20 protein-coding genes, 11 tRNA genes and 1 riboswitch are annotated in these 18,851 nt (G+C 51.6%); of the genes, 27 read left to right on the forward strand and 4 right to left on the reverse strand.

Annotated features, from left to right (window positions below):
* Nucleotides 1–15 precede the first annotated feature (15 nt).
* The 11 genes from O9139_RS20885 (at nucleotide 16) to O9139_RS20935 (ending at nucleotide 972) form a co-directional block, all read left to right on the forward strand.
* Nucleotides 16–92, forward strand: a tRNA-Asp gene (locus tag O9139_RS20885).
* A gap of 20 nt (nucleotides 93–112) precedes the next feature.
* A tRNA-Phe gene (locus O9139_RS20890) sits at nucleotides 113–188 on the forward strand.
* 14 nt (nucleotides 189–202) lie between these two features.
* Nucleotides 203–275 (forward strand) — tRNA-Thr (locus O9139_RS20895).
* A gap of 9 nt (nucleotides 276–284) precedes the next feature.
* Nucleotides 285–369: transfer RNA gene (locus O9139_RS20900), tRNA-Tyr, on the forward strand.
* A 7-nt stretch (nucleotides 370–376) separates the two neighbouring features.
* Nucleotides 377–450: transfer RNA gene (locus O9139_RS20905), tRNA-Trp, on the forward strand.
* Between the two features lie 14 nt (nucleotides 451–464).
* A tRNA-His gene (locus O9139_RS20910) sits at nucleotides 465–540 on the forward strand.
* Nucleotides 541–551: 11 nt separating this feature from the next.
* Nucleotides 552–623 (forward strand) — tRNA-Gln (locus tag O9139_RS20915).
* A 14-nt stretch (nucleotides 624–637) separates the two neighbouring features.
* Nucleotides 638–712, forward strand: a tRNA-Gly gene (locus O9139_RS20920).
* A 10-nt stretch (nucleotides 713–722) separates the two neighbouring features.
* Nucleotides 723–796, forward strand: a tRNA-Cys gene (locus O9139_RS20925).
* Nucleotides 797–800: 4 nt separating this feature from the next.
* Nucleotides 801–886, forward strand: a tRNA-Leu gene (locus O9139_RS20930).
* Between the two features lie 7 nt (nucleotides 887–893).
* Nucleotides 894–972, forward strand: a tRNA-Leu gene (locus O9139_RS20935).
* Between the two features lie 55 nt (nucleotides 973–1,027).
* Here the strand turns inward: O9139_RS20935 and O9139_RS20940 are convergent.
* A complete protein-coding gene (locus O9139_RS20940) occupies nucleotides 1,028–1,153 on the reverse strand; it encodes a YjcZ family sporulation protein (RefSeq protein WP_270881390.1) in 126 nt (41 codons plus the stop codon).
* 154 nt (nucleotides 1,154–1,307) lie between these two features.
* Here O9139_RS20940 and O9139_RS20945 point away from each other — a divergent pair, with 154 nt between their 5' ends.
* A complete protein-coding gene (locus tag O9139_RS20945) occupies nucleotides 1,308–2,108 on the forward strand; it encodes a class I SAM-dependent methyltransferase (protein WP_270881461.1) in 801 nt (266 codons plus the stop codon).
* Nucleotides 2,109–2,170: 62 nt separating this feature from the next.
* A complete protein-coding gene (locus tag O9139_RS20950; protein WP_456299767.1) occupies nucleotides 2,171–3,394 on the forward strand; it encodes an ROK family protein in 1,224 nt (407 codons plus the stop codon).
* On the opposite strand, the gene O9139_RS20955 is transcribed toward O9139_RS20950, so the two are convergent.
* The gene (locus O9139_RS20955; RefSeq protein WP_270881392.1) at nucleotides 3,384–4,178 is read right to left on the reverse strand and encodes an alpha/beta fold hydrolase; all 795 of its coding nucleotides are present in this window, start codon (nucleotides 4,176–4,178) and stop codon (nucleotides 3,384–3,386) included. The two genes, O9139_RS20950 and O9139_RS20955, sit on opposite strands and share 11 nt — an antisense overlap.
* 203 nt (nucleotides 4,179–4,381) lie before the next feature.
* On the opposite strand from O9139_RS20955, the gene O9139_RS20960 reads away from it, so the two are divergent.
* The 9 genes from O9139_RS20960 to O9139_RS21000 all read left to right on the forward strand — a co-directional run bounded on the left by O9139_RS20960 (nucleotide 4,382) and on the right by O9139_RS21000 (nucleotide 12,830).
* Nucleotides 4,382–4,762, forward strand: a complete 381-nt coding sequence (locus O9139_RS20960; RefSeq protein WP_270881393.1) for a hypothetical protein — start codon at nucleotides 4,382–4,384, stop codon at nucleotides 4,760–4,762.
* Between the two features lie 110 nt (nucleotides 4,763–4,872).
* Entirely contained in the window at nucleotides 4,873–6,105 is a 1,233-nt protein-coding gene (locus tag O9139_RS20965) for an MDR family MFS transporter (protein ID WP_270881394.1), read from the forward strand.
* A gap of 148 nt (nucleotides 6,106–6,253) precedes the next feature.
* Entirely contained in the window at nucleotides 6,254–7,588 is a 1,335-nt protein-coding gene (locus O9139_RS20970; RefSeq protein WP_270881395.1) for a molybdopterin-dependent oxidoreductase, read from the forward strand.
* A 119-nt stretch (nucleotides 7,589–7,707) separates the two neighbouring features.
* The gene (locus O9139_RS20975) at nucleotides 7,708–8,313 is read left to right on the forward strand and encodes an MOSC domain-containing protein (protein ID WP_270881462.1); all 606 of its coding nucleotides are present in this window, start codon (nucleotides 7,708–7,710) and stop codon (nucleotides 8,311–8,313) included.
* Nucleotides 8,310–8,927 (forward strand): molybdenum cofactor guanylyltransferase, encoded by a 618-nt coding sequence (gene mobA / locus O9139_RS20980; protein WP_270881396.1) that lies wholly within the window; start codon nucleotides 8,310–8,312, stop codon nucleotides 8,925–8,927. Before O9139_RS20975 ends, mobA begins: the two co-directional genes overlap by 4 nt.
* A gap of 29 nt (nucleotides 8,928–8,956) precedes the next feature.
* Nucleotides 8,957–9,961, forward strand: a complete 1,005-nt coding sequence (moaA, locus tag O9139_RS20985; protein WP_270881397.1) for a GTP 3',8-cyclase MoaA — start codon at nucleotides 8,957–8,959, stop codon at nucleotides 9,959–9,961.
* 23 nt (nucleotides 9,962–9,984) lie between these two features.
* Nucleotides 9,985–11,286, forward strand: a complete 1,302-nt coding sequence (locus tag O9139_RS20990) for a molybdopterin molybdotransferase MoeA (RefSeq protein WP_270881398.1) — start codon at nucleotides 9,985–9,987, stop codon at nucleotides 11,284–11,286.
* A 132-nt stretch (nucleotides 11,287–11,418) separates the two neighbouring features.
* Nucleotides 11,419–11,553 (forward strand): hypothetical protein, encoded by a 135-nt coding sequence (locus tag O9139_RS20995; protein WP_270881399.1) that lies wholly within the window; start codon nucleotides 11,419–11,421, stop codon nucleotides 11,551–11,553.
* A gap of 86 nt (nucleotides 11,554–11,639) precedes the next feature.
* Nucleotides 11,640–12,830, forward strand: coding sequence for a GNAT family N-acetyltransferase (locus tag O9139_RS21000; protein WP_270881400.1), 1,191 nt, complete (start codon nucleotides 11,640–11,642; stop codon nucleotides 12,828–12,830).
* A 256-nt stretch (nucleotides 12,831–13,086) separates the two neighbouring features.
* Here the strand turns inward: O9139_RS21000 and O9139_RS21005 are convergent, their stop codons facing one another.
* The gene (locus O9139_RS21005; protein WP_270881401.1) at nucleotides 13,087–13,878 is read right to left on the reverse strand and encodes a stalk domain-containing protein; all 792 of its coding nucleotides are present in this window, start codon (nucleotides 13,876–13,878) and stop codon (nucleotides 13,087–13,089) included.
* Nucleotides 13,879–13,882: 4 nt separating this feature from the next.
* A riboswitch (cyclic di-AMP (ydaO/yuaA leader) is annotated at nucleotides 13,883–14,034 on the reverse strand.
* Nucleotides 14,035–14,199: 165 nt separating this feature from the next.
* Here O9139_RS21005 and O9139_RS21010 point away from each other — a divergent pair.
* From O9139_RS21010 to lepB, 5 genes are all read left to right on the forward strand, one after another.
* Nucleotides 14,200–14,817, forward strand: coding sequence for a PspA/IM30 family protein (locus O9139_RS21010; RefSeq protein ID WP_270881402.1), 618 nt, complete (start codon nucleotides 14,200–14,202; stop codon nucleotides 14,815–14,817).
* A 254-nt stretch (nucleotides 14,818–15,071) separates the two neighbouring features.
* Entirely contained in the window at nucleotides 15,072–15,734 is a 663-nt protein-coding gene (liaF, locus tag O9139_RS21015) for a cell wall-active antibiotics response protein LiaF (RefSeq protein ID WP_270881403.1), read from the forward strand.
* A gap of 28 nt (nucleotides 15,735–15,762) precedes the next feature.
* The gene (locus O9139_RS21020) at nucleotides 15,763–16,842 is read left to right on the forward strand and encodes a sensor histidine kinase (protein WP_270881404.1); all 1,080 of its coding nucleotides are present in this window, start codon (nucleotides 15,763–15,765) and stop codon (nucleotides 16,840–16,842) included.
* Entirely contained in the window at nucleotides 16,826–17,470 is a 645-nt protein-coding gene (locus O9139_RS21025) for a response regulator transcription factor (RefSeq protein ID WP_270881405.1), read from the forward strand. Before O9139_RS21020 ends, O9139_RS21025 begins: the two co-directional genes overlap by 17 nt.
* Nucleotides 17,471–17,492: 22 nt before the next feature.
* Nucleotides 17,493–18,041, forward strand: a complete 549-nt coding sequence (gene lepB / locus O9139_RS21030; protein ID WP_270881406.1) for a signal peptidase I — start codon at nucleotides 17,493–17,495, stop codon at nucleotides 18,039–18,041.
* Between the two features lie 59 nt (nucleotides 18,042–18,100).
* On the opposite strand, the gene O9139_RS21035 is transcribed toward lepB, so the two are convergent.
* Entirely contained in the window at nucleotides 18,101–18,739 is a 639-nt protein-coding gene (locus O9139_RS21035) for a hypothetical protein (RefSeq protein ID WP_270881407.1), read from the reverse strand.
* Between the last annotated feature and the right edge of the window lie 112 nt (nucleotides 18,740–18,851).

Genomic DNA, 18,851 nt, shown 5'->3' on the forward strand with positions numbered 1-18,851 from the left:
CCAATTTACTTGTGTGGAGCCGTGGTGTAGAGGCCTAACATGCCTGCCTGTCACGCAGGAGACCGCGGGTTCGAATCCCGTCGGCTCCGCCATTTTAAATGAATATTAGTAAGGCTCGGTAGCTCAGTCGGTAGAGCAGAGGACTGAAAATCCTCGTGTCGGCGGTTCGATTCCGTCCCGAGCCACCATGAATGTTTTATATGCCGTTGTAGCTCAACTGGTAGAGCAACTGACTTGTAATCAGTAGGTTGGGGGTTCAAGTCCTCTCGACGGCACTGTAATATGGAGGCTTAGTGAAGTGGCTAAACACGGCAGACTGTAAATCTGCTCTCTCCGAGTTCGGTGGTTCGAATCCATCAGCCTCCACCATTTCCTTAGGGGCATAGTTTAAAGGTAGAACAAAGGTCTCCAAAACCTTTGGTGTGGGTTCGATTCCTGCTGCCCCTGCCAATTGAATAACTGTGGCGGTCGTGGCGAAGGGGTTAACGCACTGGTCTGTGGCTCCAGCATTCGTGGGTTCAAGTCCCATCGATCGCCCCACTTTTCAACAATGGGGATTAGCCAAGCGGTAAGGCAACGGACTTTGACTCCGTCATGCCAAGGTTCGAATCCTTGATCCCCAGTTTTAATTTCATATGCGGAAGTGGCTCAGGGGTAGAGCATCGCCTTGCCAAGGCGAGGGTCGCGGGTTCGAATCCCGTCTTCCGCTCCATATTGTTTAAGGCGCCATAGCCAAGTGGTAAGGCAGAGCTCTGCAAAAGCTTTACCCCCAGTTCGAGTCTGGGTGGCGCCTCCAATTAGCCGGAGTGGCGGAATCGGCAGACGCACAGGACTTAAAATCCTGCGGTAGGTGACTACCGTACCAGTTCAAGTCTGGTCTTCGGCACTTTTACGCCGGCGTGGCGGAATGGCAGACGCGCTCGACTCAAAATCGAGTGGGAAACCGTGGAGGTTCGAGTCCTCTCGCCGGTATACAACGAAAGAAAAAGCTCTAAGGGATCATCCCTTAGAGCTTTTTCTTTTTGGATTACCAAGCGTATACTGTAGTAATAATAACAAGCAGAATGAAAAGCACGAGAATAGCAGCGGCGGAATTATATCCAACTCCAACACCAGCACCTGCAACAACACCAGTACCTGCAACAGCACCCATCGATAACACCCCATCTCCGTATTTGCATTATGTCGAAGTAGTTAAATGACAGTAATATCTTATGGGCTGGCTGTGCGTTTTGACTGGGAAAATCGCCTAATTGCAACGAATTTATTAGGATTGGGCCATCGCCTTTTTTAATAAAAAGGAGCAAATCGCCGAACATGTACGTTCAGCCCTCCATATGGTAGAAAATGAGGTTGATTTGCCTAATGGAGGTGCAGGGGCTATCGAATACTTAGATATGCTGGCGAAACTTGGGGTAGGTAATGCGCATCCCGGCGGATTCGGGGAAACACTTGAGCAGCTGCGCAAGTATCCCATTGAGAAAGGAACGCACGTACTGGAAGTTGGATGCGGAACAGGCAGGACGGCTTGCTATATGGCGGAGCAAGGTATTCAAGTTACGGCGGTCGACATACGTCCTGAGATGATTACCAAAGCAAAGGTGCGGGCTGAGAAAACAAACGTACAGGTAGAATTTGTCGTAGGCGATGCATGTCAGCTGCCGTTTGAGGAGAACACTTTTGATGTCATCATGGTCGAATCCGTTACGAATTTTGCGATAGCGCAGAAAGCAATGTCTGAGTACTATCGGGTGTTGAAGCCAGGGGGCAAACTATATGACCGGGAAGTCATTCGCATTAAGAGTATGACGCCGGACATAAATAAAGCGTTATGTAGTTTTTACGGTGTCGCGCAGTTGTTCAGTATGAAAGAATGGCAGGATATGCTGGAGAGCTGTAAATTTAGCCGAGTCGACTTCTCGGGCTCGCATCCTTTTCCGCGGACAATGTTTGAAGATCAAGTTCAGCACCCGGACCCGGTACATCTCTCGGATAAACAGTCGTTCTTGGATCCGGAAATCTGGAAAGTATCTGCACAATACGATCAGCTCGTCAATAAATACCACCGCTACTTGGGGTATACGCTGATGATGGCTGTAAAGGAATGATTGAAGCAGGCAGGAGTTTGCCTCCCTCTGGCGAAATAGTTGAGAAAGATTATCATTGGAGGCTGCATCCTGTGGACCTAGCAACACTTACAGAACGCATTCCGAACCGGAAGGCAAAAGAAATATATGAGCTGATCTGTCGGCAAACAACAGTTTCCAAGACGGAGCTTCTCGAACAGAGCGGAATGACGGTCAGTACCTTGACTCGTCTTTTAGATGAGTTGACGGGTCAAGGTCTGATCCTGGAATCAGGCTTCGGCGCTTCAACAGGAGGCCGCAGGCCAATCCTATACGAGAAAAATCCTCATTACGCGTATATATTTGGTTTGGAAATATCGCGAACGCGATCAAAGCTAGTGTTAGTCGATCTGGAGATGAATATGAAGGATGCACGGCATTGGCTTATGACAGCGGATATGACACCGGATGCGCTTATCAGGCAAATCGCTGAGGAAGCGGAGCACATGCTTGCAGCAAACGGCTTGGATAAATCCATGATGCTGGGGATCGGCATCGGCGCGGTAGGCCCAGTGGATCGGCTCTCCGGAGCCATCTTGGAGCCGTCCTATTTTCCTGCGCAGGGATGGAGGAACGTGGAAATCTGCCGCATGCTCAGCGAGCGGCTCGGTCTGCCAGCGATGCTCGACAACGGCGCTAATACTGCGATTCTAGGGGAATCCTGGGCACAGCGCGCCAAAAGTTTTAAGCATTTGCTCTACGTGCATGCAGGTATCGGAATTCGGTCATCGATGATTTCCGAAGGGAAGCTGATATACGGGGCCGTCGATATGGAGGGGGCTGTCGGTCAAATGATTATCCAAACCGACGGCATTGTTCATCGCGATGCGGGGGGGAACTACGGCGCGCTGGAGTCATATGCTTCCTTATATGCAATTGAGAAAGCCGCCCGTTCGGCACTTAAGCAAGGACGTTCCACGCTGCTGGCGCATGCCATCGACGATCCGGAGCAGCTTACTTACAACCATGTCCTGGAAGCGCTCAAAAAAAATGATCCCCTTGTTGTGGAGATCCTAACAGAAGCCGCAACGTATTTCGGTATTGGCTTAGCGAATTTGTTAAATATTTTGCATCCCGAGAAAGTGATTCTCGGGGGGCCGCTTATTGCAGGGAATGAACTGTTTTTTCAAACGGCTACACAGGTGGCCATCAGAAAAACGTATTACTACCCTGCGTATCAGGTTGTATTCAGCAAGGGCCAGCTAGGTGAGGAGGCCCTCGCTATCGGTGCGGCTGTTATGGTGATGAACCAGCTGGTTAAACAGTGATGCGCCCGAGGAAATCGGTTAGCAGCGCATTGAATGCTTCTGGCTGCTCCAGCGGAGTCAAATGGGAAGCGTCTGCGATGACATGGAAGCTGGCTTGCTGGATTTGATCCGCCATCGTCTTCATGACGTCCGGCGGTGCGATCGCATCCTGTTCACCGGCGATGACGAGCGTCGGTACATGGATGGATGCGAGCAGGTCAACGGAGTCTTGGCGGAAAGCCATGGCCAAGCTGGCGTGGACAAGTCCTTCCGGCGGCATGCCGCCCATGACCGTGTTCAGCTCTTCAACCAGCTGCGGCTGGCTCTGCCGCGTATGCTCCGTCAGCAGCTTCGGCAGCATCGCATCTCTCGCGGCTGCGGCGCCTTTGTCATAGAGGGCTACCGCCATGTTCATCCGGTTTTTACGACCTTCCGGGCCATCCGCCTCAGGCCGTGTATTCGCGAGGATGAGCGCCGAGAAGCGCTCAGGCGCTTTGCGAAGAAGTGCAAAAGCAACATAACCGCCCATTGAAAAGCCGCCTAGAGCGGCTTTTTTGATGTTCATTTCGTCCATCAAGGCTAGAATATCGTCCGCATAATCCTCTAGCGATACGTTCGTTGCGGGCACGTCAGACTGCCCCATACCTCTCAGATCCGGCGCAATGATCCGGTAGGAAGCTGCCAGAGCCTCCATTTGCGGACGCCACATTTGATGATCCAGCGGGAAGCCATGCAGCAGGATTACAGGTGTGCCCTGCCCTTTTTCCTCTACGTAGACTTGTGTATGGTTTAATGTTTTTTTCATCAGCAACATCTCTCCTTTATGCATCTATTGATACTATCGTACATGATTTCGAGTCAATTTTCCAAATATCGGGTAACCGAGGGCAGAGATTAACGAAAATAATATTGTCGTAACACTTTCATTATGGTTAACACATACTTATCTAACATTCGTTTGTTATGCTTTATTTATCCCAAAGACATCATAGAGAAGAGGTTGCCCCGATGACAAAGAAACCTTGGTCCACACAAGAAATCGATAAGTTAATACGACTTTCCTCCGAATGTCCACCTGTTATCATTGCCAAAGAGTTATCTCGCCCCGTAACCTCCGTGCGTAAGAAAATGCGGGAAATCGGCGTAAGCTATGTAACCGGCGACCAATGGAAAAAGCGCCAAATTCAATATCTCATCTCCGATCAAGGAGAATCTTATAAAGGTGGCTTGACGACACAGTCGGATAAAGAATCTGATTTTGAATCCCCTATCCTGGATGAATTCTGGGTCACATTAGTGAAGATGGCTCGAATCGCGAAAAAAAGGGGGAAACAGGTGGATGTGCTTTCCTTTATCGACACATACCGTAAAATCCGGATCGGCGGTTAATCGCAGTTTACCCTAATAAAAGGTGAAATCTTCTATAATAAGATTTTACCTTTTTCTTTTCTCTGGCTGGCTCTAAAATGAGTAGATCATAACCAGCAAGAGGAGGATCTATGAAGGAAATACCATTGTTTGCTTTCGTTCGAAAATATGATACCGCGATCTGGGTGAGAGTGATCGGGACGATTTTGACCTCACTATCCGGTTTCATGATGCGCCCTTATTTGGTGTATTATCTGTACGATCAACTGAACGGATCCGTCCTTTTATCCATGCTGATCGTTGGATTGCAGCCGCTTGTCGGCATCTTTGTGAATTTGTACGCGGGCGGATTGAGCGACAGGTTAGGGCGCAAACCGATGATGCTGGCTTCGCTGGTCATCCAGGCGGTGGCCATTGGCGGCTACATGTTCGCAGAACATGTCTGGGCATTCGCGCTAATCTCGATCGTGAACGGAATCGGTAACGCCATGTTTATGCCTGCAGCGAATGCGCAAATCTCTGATGTCGTGACGCCGGAGAAGAGGGCGGAGGTGTTCGCGCTGCTGCATACGGCTTTAAATGTCGGCTCCGCATTCGGACCCTTGCTTGGGCTTATGCTTTTTACATGGAATCCGACGGTGATCTTCCTGTTGTGCTCGCTTGCCTTATTAGGTTATGCCGGGTTGGTCGTTTGGAAAGTGCCAGAGACACTTCCGGAGCGAGGTGTAGGGCAGAGGGCAGGAGTACAGAGGCCGAAGATGAAAATCAGGTGGATGGATCATAAGGATTTGTTATGGATCACACTTTTAGCTGTGCCGGTAAATCTGCTGTATGCGCAAACGGAGACTACGTTCCCGCTGCATCTGCAAACGCATTTTGAAAATTCAAAAGCCGTTTTTGCCACGATCATTACGTTTAATGGCTGTGTGGTCATTGCGTTGCAGCTATGGATCGCCAAGCGAACGGAGCATGTATCGGCTTTCCTCGTCATCGCCGCATCCTATTTGCTGTTCGGGATTGTCGCCTTGGGTTATGGATTCGTCCCATTGCTTGGCTTTCTGCTGATGATCGAGTTTTTATTTACCATTGGTGAAATGTTGTTCGGACCTCATATGCAGAAGGTCATCTCCGTCATCGCGCCTGAATCACAGAGAGGCTGGTATTTCTCTGTATACGGTATGAATTGGCAAATATCCAGGGCTGTAGGCCCGATTCTGGGCGGGCTGCTTTTCAGCCATTATGGGGGCGAGTTTATGTTCGCCGTTCTAAGCGGGATCATCATCTTATCCGGTATTGCCCAGACCTTATATATTCGGAAGCTGCAGCAAAAAAAAGAAAAGCCGCTAGCTGAGCTAGCGATGTAAACGGGAAGCTCCTCCATATCGGGGGGGCTTTTTGCCTAAGATTAGCTTATAGGGAGCTTATCGATTTTATTTTTCATCAAACCACTTTTCAGGTTTTTGCGTTATGATAAAGAGAGAGAACCATACGTAAAAAAAAGGATGTGGTAAGATGGACAACAAACGAAGCTGGCTGAAGCATTCATTTGGCAAGCGCTTAAATGCGATACATAGTTGGAACGCATGGATTCTTCTTTTATTGGCGATTACGGGTATTGTCTTAAGTATCGGGGCGATCCGCGGCGATCTGGGCGGGTTCCGGGTTACGCTAAAGGAACTTCATATATATTTGGGCGTCGCGTCTATTTTGTTGATAGCGCTGTATGCACCGCTGCTGCGCAAACATTGGCGCCAAATTCGCACCCAGCCGAGCCGGCGTGCGAATTTGGTGTTCGTGCTCGCGCTCTTGCTCGGCTGGGGCGCGTCGGGGGTGGTACTGTGGCAGTTCCGCCACCTGCCACCTGCTTGGAACAACACGGCATTGCTTATTCACGACCTGCTGACCTGGGTCGGTGTGCCTTATGCCGTGTACCACGCCATCTCGCGCAGCAGATGGCTGAAGCGCCAGCAGCGGCTCGACCAGGCTGCAGCCGCTGCAATGGCAAGGCCGCCTGCCGCGCAGCCGGCGGCCTATGCCCCTGCAGCCGCGAGCGCAGCGGACGCCGCGGCAGAGCGTACAGCAGCGCAGGCGGTCATCGACGCGCTGAAAAAGTCGCCGATCACGCGAGCCTCGTTCCTGCGCTTAGCCGCAGGACTGCTGCTCGTGATCGCGGTTGGCCCCGCCTTTTACCGCTGGATCAAAGGCGCGTTCGATACCGGCGGCAATGACATCGCCGAGGTAGCTTCCCAGGACGGCAACCGGATGATTCCGCCGCCGACGCCACTGCCCGACTCCGCCGCTGTAATCGGCGGAGGAGCCCAAGGGAATTTCCGCGTCTACACGGTGACGGATATTCCCGCATTCTCTTCGGATACGTGGCAGTTCGCCATATCCGGGTTGGTGGAGCGCCCGAATGTATGGAACTGGGAGCAGTTCCTGGCTCTGAAGCGCACCGTTCAAGTGAGCGATTTTCATTGTGTGACCGGCTGGTCGGTGAACAAATGCACGTGGGAAGGCATTCCGCTGAAGCAGATGCTGGCTGCGGCTGGAGTAAAGCCTTCGGCCAAATATGTTAAGTTTTACTCCGGCGATAAGGTGTACACGGACGCTCTGTCTTTGGATCAGGCCGATTATGACGATGTGATGGTCGCAGTGATGCTGGACGGCAAGCCGATTCCGCAGCAGCTTGGCGGTCCTGTCCGTTTGATCGTGCCGAAGATGTTCGCTTACAAGTCGGTGAAATGGCTTCAAGCCATTGAGTTGATTGATAAGGAGCACATCGGATACTGGGAGCAGCGCGGCTATGATAATGATGCTTGGGTATGGGTGCCGCAGGAAGGCGTATAAACGTTTCGAAATCACTGACTTTCCCGAATGACTTTGGTATAGTAGAAGAATAACTATGCTTCGGAGAAAGAGGGATTTCGGTGGAAATTAAATCGGTCAACGTAGGCTTGCCGCAATCGATGATCCATCAAGGAAGAGAGCTGGTAACGGGGATTGTTAAATCGCCGGTCAGCTCTCCTTTGTTTTTATCCAAGACGCAATTAGAAGGTGACGGCCAAGCGGATCTGGTTTACCACGGGGGCGAGGATAAGGCTCTATGTGTATATGCTTCAGAACATTATCCATACTGGGAGAAGCAATTAAATAAGAAGCTGAGCTTCGGGTCGTTCGGTGAAAATCTGACCGTAAGCGGTATGCTCGAGGATGAGGTGTGTATCGGCGATGTTTTTGCCATCGGTGAAGCCGTTGTACAGGTCTCACAGCCCCGGCAGCCATGCTATAAGCTGGCGAAGCGCCATGATGTTGTGGATTTAGCCGTACAGGTACAGGATACTGGATATACAGGGTTTTATTTTAGAGTTCTGCAGGAAGGCGTCATTCCGCCGCATCCGCGTGTGGAGCGGATCAAAAAGCATGAGCTAGGCGTTACGCTCGCGGATGCCAATCATGTGAAGTATCAGGATAAGTCGAACATATCGGGGATCCAGCGGATTTTGTCAGTAGAAGCTTTATCGGCAAGTTGGCGGGAGTCGTTCGAGAATCGTTTGGCAGAATTGACTGTATGATGACAGGTGTCATATTAGCAGGTGGTATGAATCGGCGAATGGGAGGCCGGTTGAAGGCGCTGCTTCCCGTGCAGGGCAAGCCGCTGATTGTTAGGCAGCTGGAAGAGATGGCAATCTGCTGCCCGGAGATCCTTGTCGTTACTAACGCACAAGACGCGCTGCAGCCGTACCTAGATAGCGTCAAAGCAGCTAATGTGCGTTGTATCGGTGACCAGTTCACCGGAACTGGGCCGCTCGGCGGCATTCATGCCGCTGCGCAGGCAGCTGGCGAAGCGCTGATGTGGGTGGTTGGCTGTGATATGCCCTATATTTCATCAGCGGCCGCTGTCGCGATGGAGCGAATCGTCAAAGCGAGGAACTGTGAAGCGGCGATACCTGCTCTTGAAGGGCGTCTGCACCCGCTGCACGGCCTATATACCCGCGTGATCGGTGCAAAGGCGGAGACGCTGCTCGCGAGCGGGCAGTACCGATTGATGGGTTTGCTTGAGCAGTTAGACTGGTCGGAGCTGGACGCGCCTTTTTTTGCGCAGTACGGAATTGGCACGAACTTTGCCGCGAATATGAATACGCCGGAACAATATAAGGAATTGCTAGGTTTTTGTCAGGAAATATGACATAATATTGGTGAAAGGGGTGAACTCCGATGCCAAAGTTGTTAGTTGATCGTTTTGGACGTATGCATGATTATTTGCGAATTTCTGTAACGGATCGTTGCAATTTGCGCTGTGTATATTGCATGCCGGAAGAGGGCATGGAATTTGAGCCTGAGGAAAGGCTGCTAACGTTTGAGGAAATTACCGAGGTTGTCCGTGTTTTGGCGGGGCTTGGGGTGCGAAAGCTGCGATTGACCGGCGGAGAGCCCTTGGTACGTAAAAATTTGGAGCAGCTGATCGGCATGCTTTCACAGATTCCAGGGATTGAAGATATTGCGCTGACCACGAACGGAATCTATTTCGCTTCGCGGGCTGAAAAGCTGCGTGCTGCCGGATTGACCCGTGTAAATATAAGCTTGGATTCTTTAAAAGCGGACCGTTTTTCGCTCATTACGCGTGGCGGCGATATCCGCCGTGTACTCGATAGTATTGAAGCGGCTCATCGCGTCGGGCTGTCGCCGATCAAGCTGAATGTCGTGCTGATGAAGGGCATTAATGATGATGAAATCGAAGATTTCCTGCAAATGACCATAGATCGACCGGTACAGGTCCGGTTTATTGAATATATGCCAATTGGCCACCAAGATGATATCTGGAAAAATCGCTATTTGCCGTTATCGACGGTGTTGGAACGATGTGCAGAGAAGGGCTGGACTGCAGCGCCATCCGAGTCTGTGTATGGCAACGGACCGTCGCAAAATTTCCGGATTGAAGGCGCCTTGGGCTCCTTCGGCTTGATTCACCCGATCAGCGATCATTTCTGTGAGACGTGCAACAGGCTGCGGATCACAGCTGATGGCAATGTGAAGCCTTGTTTGTACTGGTCGGATGAATTTAATGTTCGTAAATATATTGGCGATGATGCTGCGGTGGAAGATTTGTTCTTCCGGGCGTTGGACATTAAACCGCAAAATCATGAAATGGCGGAAGCGCTAATGAATCAAGATCAGTCCCATACACCAACGCTGCGGCGCATGTCGCAAATCGGCGGTTAGTCGGTAGGAGGCATGAAGGGGAAGTGAGCAGCGAAAGCAAATTGAAGTTCGGCCGCGACGTGATTTCGGTCGAGGATGCCCGTACAAGGCTATATCCGCACGCCGCCAAGATGGCAATTGAATATGTGCCCTTAACCCAAGCGTTCGGCCGCAGGCTTGCCGTAGATGTGTACGCGGACCATCCCGTGCCGCATTTTCGCAGGTCGGGTGTGGATGGCTATGCCGTTCGCACTGCGGATATCAGGCACGCTGCGCCGGAATCCCCTGTATCCTTGGAAGTTATCGAGCGGATTCCGAGCGGTACGATGCCTAAGCTGACAGTCGGAGCGGGTCAAGCCGCGCGGATCATGACGGGGGCGCCAGTACCGGATGGCGCGGATTGCGTCGTCATGCTGGAGATGACGGACTCACTGCAGGATGCGGGAGCGGGCGCTGTTGGTGGCGCTGATGCTGCTGGTTCTGGTGCTGGTACAAATGTCAGCATTAAAAAGAACTTGCCGACCGGCAGCAACATTACGCCAATTGCCGGTGAAATCACCGCCGGTGAGCTGCTGCTGCCACGGGGCAGTTTGCTCGGGCCGGGCGAGGCGGCGATTTTGGCCACATTCGGCTATAGTGAGGTTCCGGTGAGCCGGAAGCCAAACGTGGCCATATTCTCCACGGGTTCCGAGCTGTTGAACGTCGCCGATGCACTGGCGCCCGGACGCATCCGCAACAGCAACAGTTACATGCTGGCGGCACAAGTGGAGGCTGCGGGCGGTGTGCCGCATATATGGCCGGCGCTCCCTGATGACGCGAATCAAGTGCAGGAAGCGCTGAAGCGTGCTTTAACGGCAGCGGACTTGGTGATCACCTCCGGGGGCGTATCTGTCGGGGATTATGACGTGCTGGTGGAGGTGTTCGGCCAGTGGGACGGCCGCTTGCTGTTCAATAAGGTGGCCATGCGGCCTGGTACGCCAACTAGCGCAGCGCTTTGGCAGGATAAGCTGCTGCTTGCCCTGTCCGGCAACCCTGGCGCATCTTACGTCGGATTCGAGCTGTTTGCCAAGCCGCTGCTGAAGGCGATGCTCGGATGTGCCGAGCCTTGTGCGCAGACCGTGTCCGCCTATTTGGATGCAGATTATGGCAAAGCTTCGGCATATCCGCGCTATGTACGAGGGACGATGCGTATCAGGGAAGGGCAGCTCTGGGTCAAGCCGGCCGGGATCGATAAATCAAGCGTCATGGTGTCCATTAAAGATGCGGATTGTTTGATCAGGCTTCCCGCAGGCGGGCAAGGCTTTCAGCGCGGCGAACTTGTCAAAATTGATCTTGTCCACTCATGACTTTCCGCCCTTCATGGCGGGGGTCTTTTTTTATGTCAAAAAGTCTGTCGATGTCTGCTTCTTGAACTTGGAAACAGGTTCACGACAGGCCGACGGGAGTATGACTCGGATTAGAATGTGAATGTGCGAAGGATGATAACAAGCAGTACAAACAGAACCAGAACAACGCCGGCCGAATTCCAAGACTGGACGATTGCCCTGCTGCCCGGTTCCTTCTGTTGGCTGGCTGGTGGACAGTCCGTCTTCCTGCAGCGCAGCAATCATTAAAATCATATTTTATATTGAAATATCAGAGGGACTGCCGTACACTTTGAACCATGCAGGTAATCTTTGACAGAAAGAGTGATCGCCGAATGAATGAAATTCGTACTTTGGTAAAGGAAGAATTCTATGAAAGCACGATCCTGTCTGAGTTTGCTTTTCAATATGAATTAACCGCAGAAGAACGGGCGGAACGGCTGGAAGGGAACGATAATAATCAGGTTCTGGGATACTTCATTGATGGCAGCTTGGCCGCCAAACTGATCATTATCCCCTTATCTACTTGGCTGAATGGCAAGCAGTTTGCTATGGGTGGGATCGCTGGCGTCGCGACTTGGCCTGAATACCGGCGGAACGGAATGGTCGGCCAGCTTCTGGGGCAGACGCTCCGGATGATGAAAGAAGCGGGACAGACGGTGTCGTTCCTGCACCCGTTTAAGTTCGAATTTTATCGCAAATTCGGCTGGGAGACGTATATCGAATATTTAAAATATGAAATCCCTGTGGATAAGCTGCCTCGATTCCAAGCACCGGAAGGCAGCAGTGTCCGACGCATTGAGAAAAACTGGGAGCTGCTGAACCCGCTTTACGAGGCGCATGCACAGCGTTATAACGGCATGTTAGTACGGGATGAGGCATGGTGGAATCAACGCTATTTCAAGTCAAAGAAGGGGATCACCGCGATTTATCGCGATACCCAGGGAGAGCCGAAAGGCTACGTGTTCTATCAAGTTAAAGAACGCGTGATGACGATTCATGAATTCGTGTATTTGGATGAGGAAGCTAGACGTGGATTGTGGAAATTCCTGGGGGATCATGATTCTATGATCAATAAGGTTGAAATGAACGCGCCTAAGGACGATGAACTGGCGTTCCTGGTTCCCGATCCGAGATTCAAGCAGGAGGTCATTCCTTACTTCTCAGCGAGAATTGTGGATGTGGCGGAATTTGTGAATACGTATCCGTTTGCAGCTAGAGAAAGGGCGGAGGCGATCTATTTGAAAGTCTCCGATGCGCATGCGGAATGGAATGAGGGCGTATTTCGTTTGGACTTTACCGGCAACGGAACGTCTGCGCAGGCGCTTAAGCTGGCCGAGGAAGAGATTCCGTCAGGCGCGAGCGTTGTCAGCGGTTCCATTCAAGCGCTATCGGCGCTGTTGATCGGCTATCAGAAGGCGGGTTTCCTGGCGCGAATCGGGCGGTTGCAGGGCATGCCGGAGGCGATCGCTAGGCTGGAAGCGGCTATTCCGGAGCGGGTTACTTATTTGGCGGACTTTTTTTAGATGCTGCGGCAGTTGGCAGGCTTCCATAGCCGAAAGTCCGTTCCGTTAATCAGGTGAACTGAGGCTGAGCGGAATGGACCGCGCCAGTTAGCAAAAATGCAGGCAAGGGAGCGAACCCCATGCCTGCATTTTTTTTACTTGAAGTTGCCGTCCGCGGCCCAAACAGCCATTATAAGTGGGCAAATTCTCGTTACTTGGTTTAGAAGAAATTAAAAAGGCTATGAAAACTTCTTCATAGCCTTTTACCTTTTGTAATTCAATTTGGCAAGCGGTAAACTTTGATTGTTTGAACTCCGAATTTCTGCAAAGCATCCTTAGAACCAGGCATGTAGATATCAACATGATTGCCTTTGACGGAACCGCCTGTGTCTGTGGCATAAACATACATACCGCCGGTAGGCAAACCGTTAAAATCATAGCCTTCAATGTAAAGTTTGGAGCCTAGTGGAATGACGCTCGGATCAACAGCGACGGTGCCAAGTTTTAATGGGTTACCCATATAATCATAAGCGCCATAGCCGCCGTTTTCTGACGGATCGGAGGAGTATACGGTAGCTTGAAACTGTTCATAGTCTGGTGGATGATAATTACCGTCTTTGTTCAAGATGGCGAGCTTGCTGCTTGAATCCCAATGCACAGGAATGTCGGAGGCCTGTGTAATAAACCGCAAAGGCACATATACGCGGCCATTCTGATATTCAGCGTGCGTGTCCATTTCCACCTGTTGATTGTCAATTTGGGCTTCATTTTGACCGGATGTCAACGTGATCGAATGTTTGTCATTGTTAAGTGTGACTTGCACCTGGTCGCCTTCCTTCTTCCAATCCAGCGAATAACCAAGCTGTTCCGTTACAAAACGGATCGGTACTTGTGTTGATTGATTCGCATCCAGGTAAGGCTGTGCGTCCGGAAAATGAACAAGACTATCGTTAATTTGGATCTTCACATCCATCCCCGCTGCATGGGCAGAAAATGGCGTGACAAAGCTGCCGACCATGACTGTCGCAAAAACAGCCAGGCATGATAGCCCCTTTGTAAGTCTATTCAATTCGTATTCCTCCTTCATGAGCCTTCGAGGTTAGTTGACGGGTTCGGGAAGAAGGTTCTCCCTAGTCTGCTTCAAAAATCAGCAAATATTCACCCCAAGTAAATCGTCCCCCGTACCGGCACTTTGTCGGTGCACCGGATTCGGCTTCAATTAGTCTAGCACTTTCTTTATATATGTAACAACGGGTAAATGTTGGTAAACCTGCAGGAGGAGCCGGATACTGGACCTAGGTCTAGGTTGAAAAACAGTCGCGGGTCCGTTTAAGCCTGGTGTCGAATGTCTTACGATTAGAGCATGAAGATTAACGTGAGGAGCGGTCACATGAACATGCTGAATCGAATCGGAAAAATAGCAGAAGCTGCCTGGCATGACGCGATGCAGCACATAGATAAAGGAGGCTGCGGCCGGGATCAGGCCGCGCTGAAGGAATTGGAGCAGCGCTATGATGAAGCGCTGCAGCAAGCTTTCCGGCTGCGCCAGCTGCGCATGGACGCCGAAGAGCTCGCGCAGCTGCGCGGTGAACAGGCGGAGCTCGCGATGCGCGCCGGCGAAGAAGAGATGGCGCGCATCGCTCTGCTGGAGCGGCAGCGCCAGCTTGAAGCGTGCGAGCTCTACCGCACGCAATACGCGAGCTGTCAGGACGAAGTCCTGGCACTCGCGGAGGCGCTGCGCCAGCTGCGGGCTGAGCTCGCAGCCGAGGAAGAGCGCGGCGGCTCGCAGGCGCCGCGGCAGGACGCTCGCGACACCTTGCGCGAGCTTGAGGTAGCCGGCCGCGAGCTCGGTCGGGAAGCACTGCAGGCGGTGCGCGAAGCAGGCCGCCTATCGCGTGAGACGCTGAAGGAGGCCGGGGGCAACCTTCAGCAGGAGTGGCAGACGCTGCAGCGCAACATGCAGCAGGAGCGGCAGCATCGCCGCGACGATCCGCGCGGCAGAAAGTAGCCGCGAAAGGCTGATGGCGATCGGATCCCCGCAGGTGGAAGCAGCAGTATAGACTGAGCGGCGACGCAGATTTGCGCGGCAAAAAGTAGCCGCGCAGATCCGCCAAGGCCTTGCTGCGCGAGGCAAATGTCTGCTTGGAGGCTGTCCGTACTTATGGTATGCTAGGATGAGTGTCGTGTAGGCTTTTTTATAAATAATAGAGTATCGCAATTGACGCATAGATCCGTTATATGGCAGCCAGAGGAGGTGCAGCTATGGGAGAAGAATCCAAAAACAACCGCAACCGCAATACAGCGCTGGTGCTTATTGGAGCCGGCCTTTTTTTGCTTCTGGATCATACGATCGGCTTTTTCCCTATTCTCGCGGCTGTTCTGATTCTGCTGGGCATTCATCGCCTTCGCTCGCGTAGAGAACGCAAAGGTTTCATCCTGATTGGCGTGGGGGTAGTCATTTTATTCGGCAATCATTTGACGATTATTATATCCGTCATCTTAATCTCCTTGGGGCTATTTTTCATTCGTTCCAAGCAGGTGCACCGCGATGATACCTATATACAGAAGCAGAAGCTGATGGATAGCGTCAGGCTGGGCAGGGAGCCTTGGATTTTACGAAACTGCAGCACTTGGTATATCATTGGAGAAACTTATATGGATCTGTCTATGGCCATTTTGGAGCAAAGGGACACGACAGTCATCTTGCAAGGAGTCGTCGGCGACATCGATATTAAAGTGCCGGACGATATCGGCGTATCAGTGACATCTTCCGTTACCATGGGTCAGATTCAGATTGCAACGGAGCGGGAAACCGGCGTCATGAACAAATTGACATGGCAATCGGCGAATTATGAAAGCAGTGATCACCGGGTGAAACTTATAGTTTCTTACATCGTAGGAGATATCAACATCAAGGTATTGTAACGATAGATGTCGGGAGGGTCAGCGCACATTGGATGGCTATAAACGAAGATTAACGAATATGATATGGCGCAGCATGGGCGAATCGATCCTCTTTAGCTTAATTGTGCTAGCCGTCATCATCTATTTCTTGAATTCAAGAGGCTTGCTGGGCGCCTTCACCAGCTGGCAGGAGGGAGTGAAGCTCTCTTTCATCGCGATGGGGGCTGTCGTCGGTCTAGGCGCCATCTACGGTTTCTTGAGCAGCAGCCGGGTGACACGCAGGCTGGAACCGCTGATGGAGACGATGATCCTGCTGGAGAAAGGGACCTTTACCCGCACGCCGATCCCCTTTGAAGAAGATGAGATCGGGCGGCTCGGCGAGCAGCTCGGCCGGATTATGAAGAAGTGGGAGGAGCAGGTGACTTCCCTGCAGCGCTTATCCAACAATAACGCTGAACTCGCGGAGAAGGCCAGGTTCTCGGCGGTGATCGAAGAGCGCCAGCGCTTGGCGCGCGAGCTGCATGATGCGGTGAGCCAGCAGCTTTTTGCGATATCGATGACGGCGACGGCCGTTGGCCGCACCTTGGACAAGGATTTTGAGAAAGCGCAGCGGCAAATTTTTCTGATTGAGGAGATGGCTTCGGTGGCCCAATCGGAGATGCGCGCCCTGCTGCTGCATTTGCGGCCAGTCCATCTGGAAGGCAAACGCCTCTCCGAAGGACTCGTCGAGCTGCTGAAGGAATTGGCAGCGAAGGTGCCCATTGCAATTACCTGGGAAATGGATGAAGAGATTCGCCTGCCCAAGGGGATTGAGGACCACTTGTTCCGCATCGTCCAGGAGGCGCTGTCGAATGCGCTGCGGCATTCGAAGGCGAATAAGCTGGAGGTTAAGCTGCAGCATCGCCCTGATGGCGTGCGGCTGGCCATCCGCGATGACGGTGTCGGATTCGAACTCGATGCCAAGAAGCATGCGTCATATGGCATTGTATCGATGAAAGAGCGTGTGAATGAAATAGGCGGGTCTTTACATATTATTACGGCGCCGGATCGGGGAACGCGTATAGAGATCCGAGTGCCGATACTAGGTCAGCAAAGCTCAGGAGGAGATACCATTGGACTCGAATATTAAGGTGCTTTTGGTCGACGATCATGAGATGGTGCGGATCGGTCTCGCGGCTGTTCTTGGAACGGAAGACGGGATTGAAGTCGTAGGGGAAGCGAGCAATGGACAAGACGGCATTCGCTTGGCACAGGAGTATCGCCCTGATGTCGTGCTGATGGATCTTGTTATGGAAGGCATGGATGGGATTGAGACGACGCGCAAGCTGCTGCAGCTTTATCCCGAATGTAAAGTTATCGTGTTGACCAGTTTTTTGGACGATGAAAAAATGTATCCGGTCATCGAGGCCGGTGCTTTCAGTTATTTATTAAAGACGTCACGCGCTTCAGAAATTGCCCAAGCGATAAGAGCCGCGGCGAAAGGTCAATCCATCCTCGAATCGCAAGTCGCTTCGAAGATTATGAACCGCTTTCGTCAGCCCAAGGCGGAAGCGGCTCCACATGAAGAACTGACGGAGCGGGAAATGGAAGTTCTTCGCCTCATCGCCAAGGGCAAATCCAATCAAGAGCTGGCGGATGAGCTGTTCATCGGTGTGAAAACCGTCAAGTTCCATGTCACGAACGTGCTTGCGAAGCTGGGGGTTGAGGATCGGACACAGGCCGCCATCTATGCGTTCAAGCATGGGTTGGCCGAATAACAGCTGAGAAGGAGCGAAGCGCATGCAAGTGTTGAAGCAAATATGGAGTTGGGTCGGTTCTATAGCCATTTCTTTTATACTCGTCATATTTTTAGGCGTATTTGTTTTTCAATCGACCAAGGTCATGGGCCATTCGATGGACCCTACCTTGCATGACCAACAGCGTGTGTATGTGTCTAAGCTGTCGCATACTTTGGGGAATGAACCTAACTATGGCGACATTGTCATTATTGACAGTCGCATAGACTTAAAACGAACGTTCAAAAATGATCTGTTGGACAGCCCTTTGCTCAGCTTGCTTACCCAAAAGGATGACAAGCATGTCTGGATCAAACGGGTTATCGGTAAGGCAGGCGATGAGCTGGAGTTGAAGGATCATAAAATGTACCGCAACGGCGTCTTGTTGGATGAGCCCTATATTAATGAACAGATGCGCGATTCGGCCGATATGAAATGGAAAGTGCCGGAGGACCACGTGTTCGTGATGGGTGATAACCGCAACAACAGCATGGACAGCCGGGTCATCGGGTATATTCCGCTTGATCATGTGCTCGGAAAAAAGGTGTTCTAATAAAAAAGCAGATCCTCACTCATCGCGGATGAGCCGGGATCTGCTTTTGCTTTATAGCCTTACATGCGCCGATCAAGCAGAAGCCCGTGTAGGGGAACAGGCAAGTAGGCTTGCAATGGCAAACGATACTTGCGATAAGGGCTCAGCGGAGACTGATTGAGCTGCAGTAGAGCTTCGGAAGGGGCCTGATCGATCTGCCCCATATTGTCTTTGATGGATTGGACGAGACGGGTCCATCCGGGCGTGGATGCTTGTACTTGATCCGGATTCTTGAGTTCAAACGTGCCGTCTTCAAGTTGATCGATGCCTGCATCGTTCAATGGAGATGGACTGGCAGACTGTTCAATCTGATCGAGCGCGGAGCTATTGAAGGAAGCGGAAGCACTGCGTAATTGCGTTTTGAGTTGGTTAAAAGCTTGGACATAGTTATGCATGGAACCAGACAAAGCGCCACTCGAGGACTGCGCTAAGCTGTAGGCCGATTGTTTCACCTTTTGCGCCGATTGGGTGAGATCCGCAAGCTGCTGTGCCGCTTGTTGTGCGTATTGTTTATACGCGGATTGTTCGTAGCTCTGGGTGAAGGGCTGGCGGGAAGTGCTCGTTTTGCCGCCTGTAATGCTGCGGATTGCGTTAATGCGGTAATAATCTTTATGCGTCTGGTAGCTGGTAATGGCTGTGATTGGATATGCGTTGATCAAAGGATGTATCACCTCATTTTAGCTTCCTTTTATTAGAATATTATAGCATTCGCAGCAATTGGGGTAAATTGGTACTTCGCATGAATTATTTTTCATGCTGCGGCTTCTTGCG

Source organism: Paenibacillus aestuarii (assembly GCF_027789125.1).
GTDB lineage: Bacteria > Bacillota > Bacilli > Paenibacillales > NBRC-103111 > Paenibacillus_E > Paenibacillus_E aestuarii.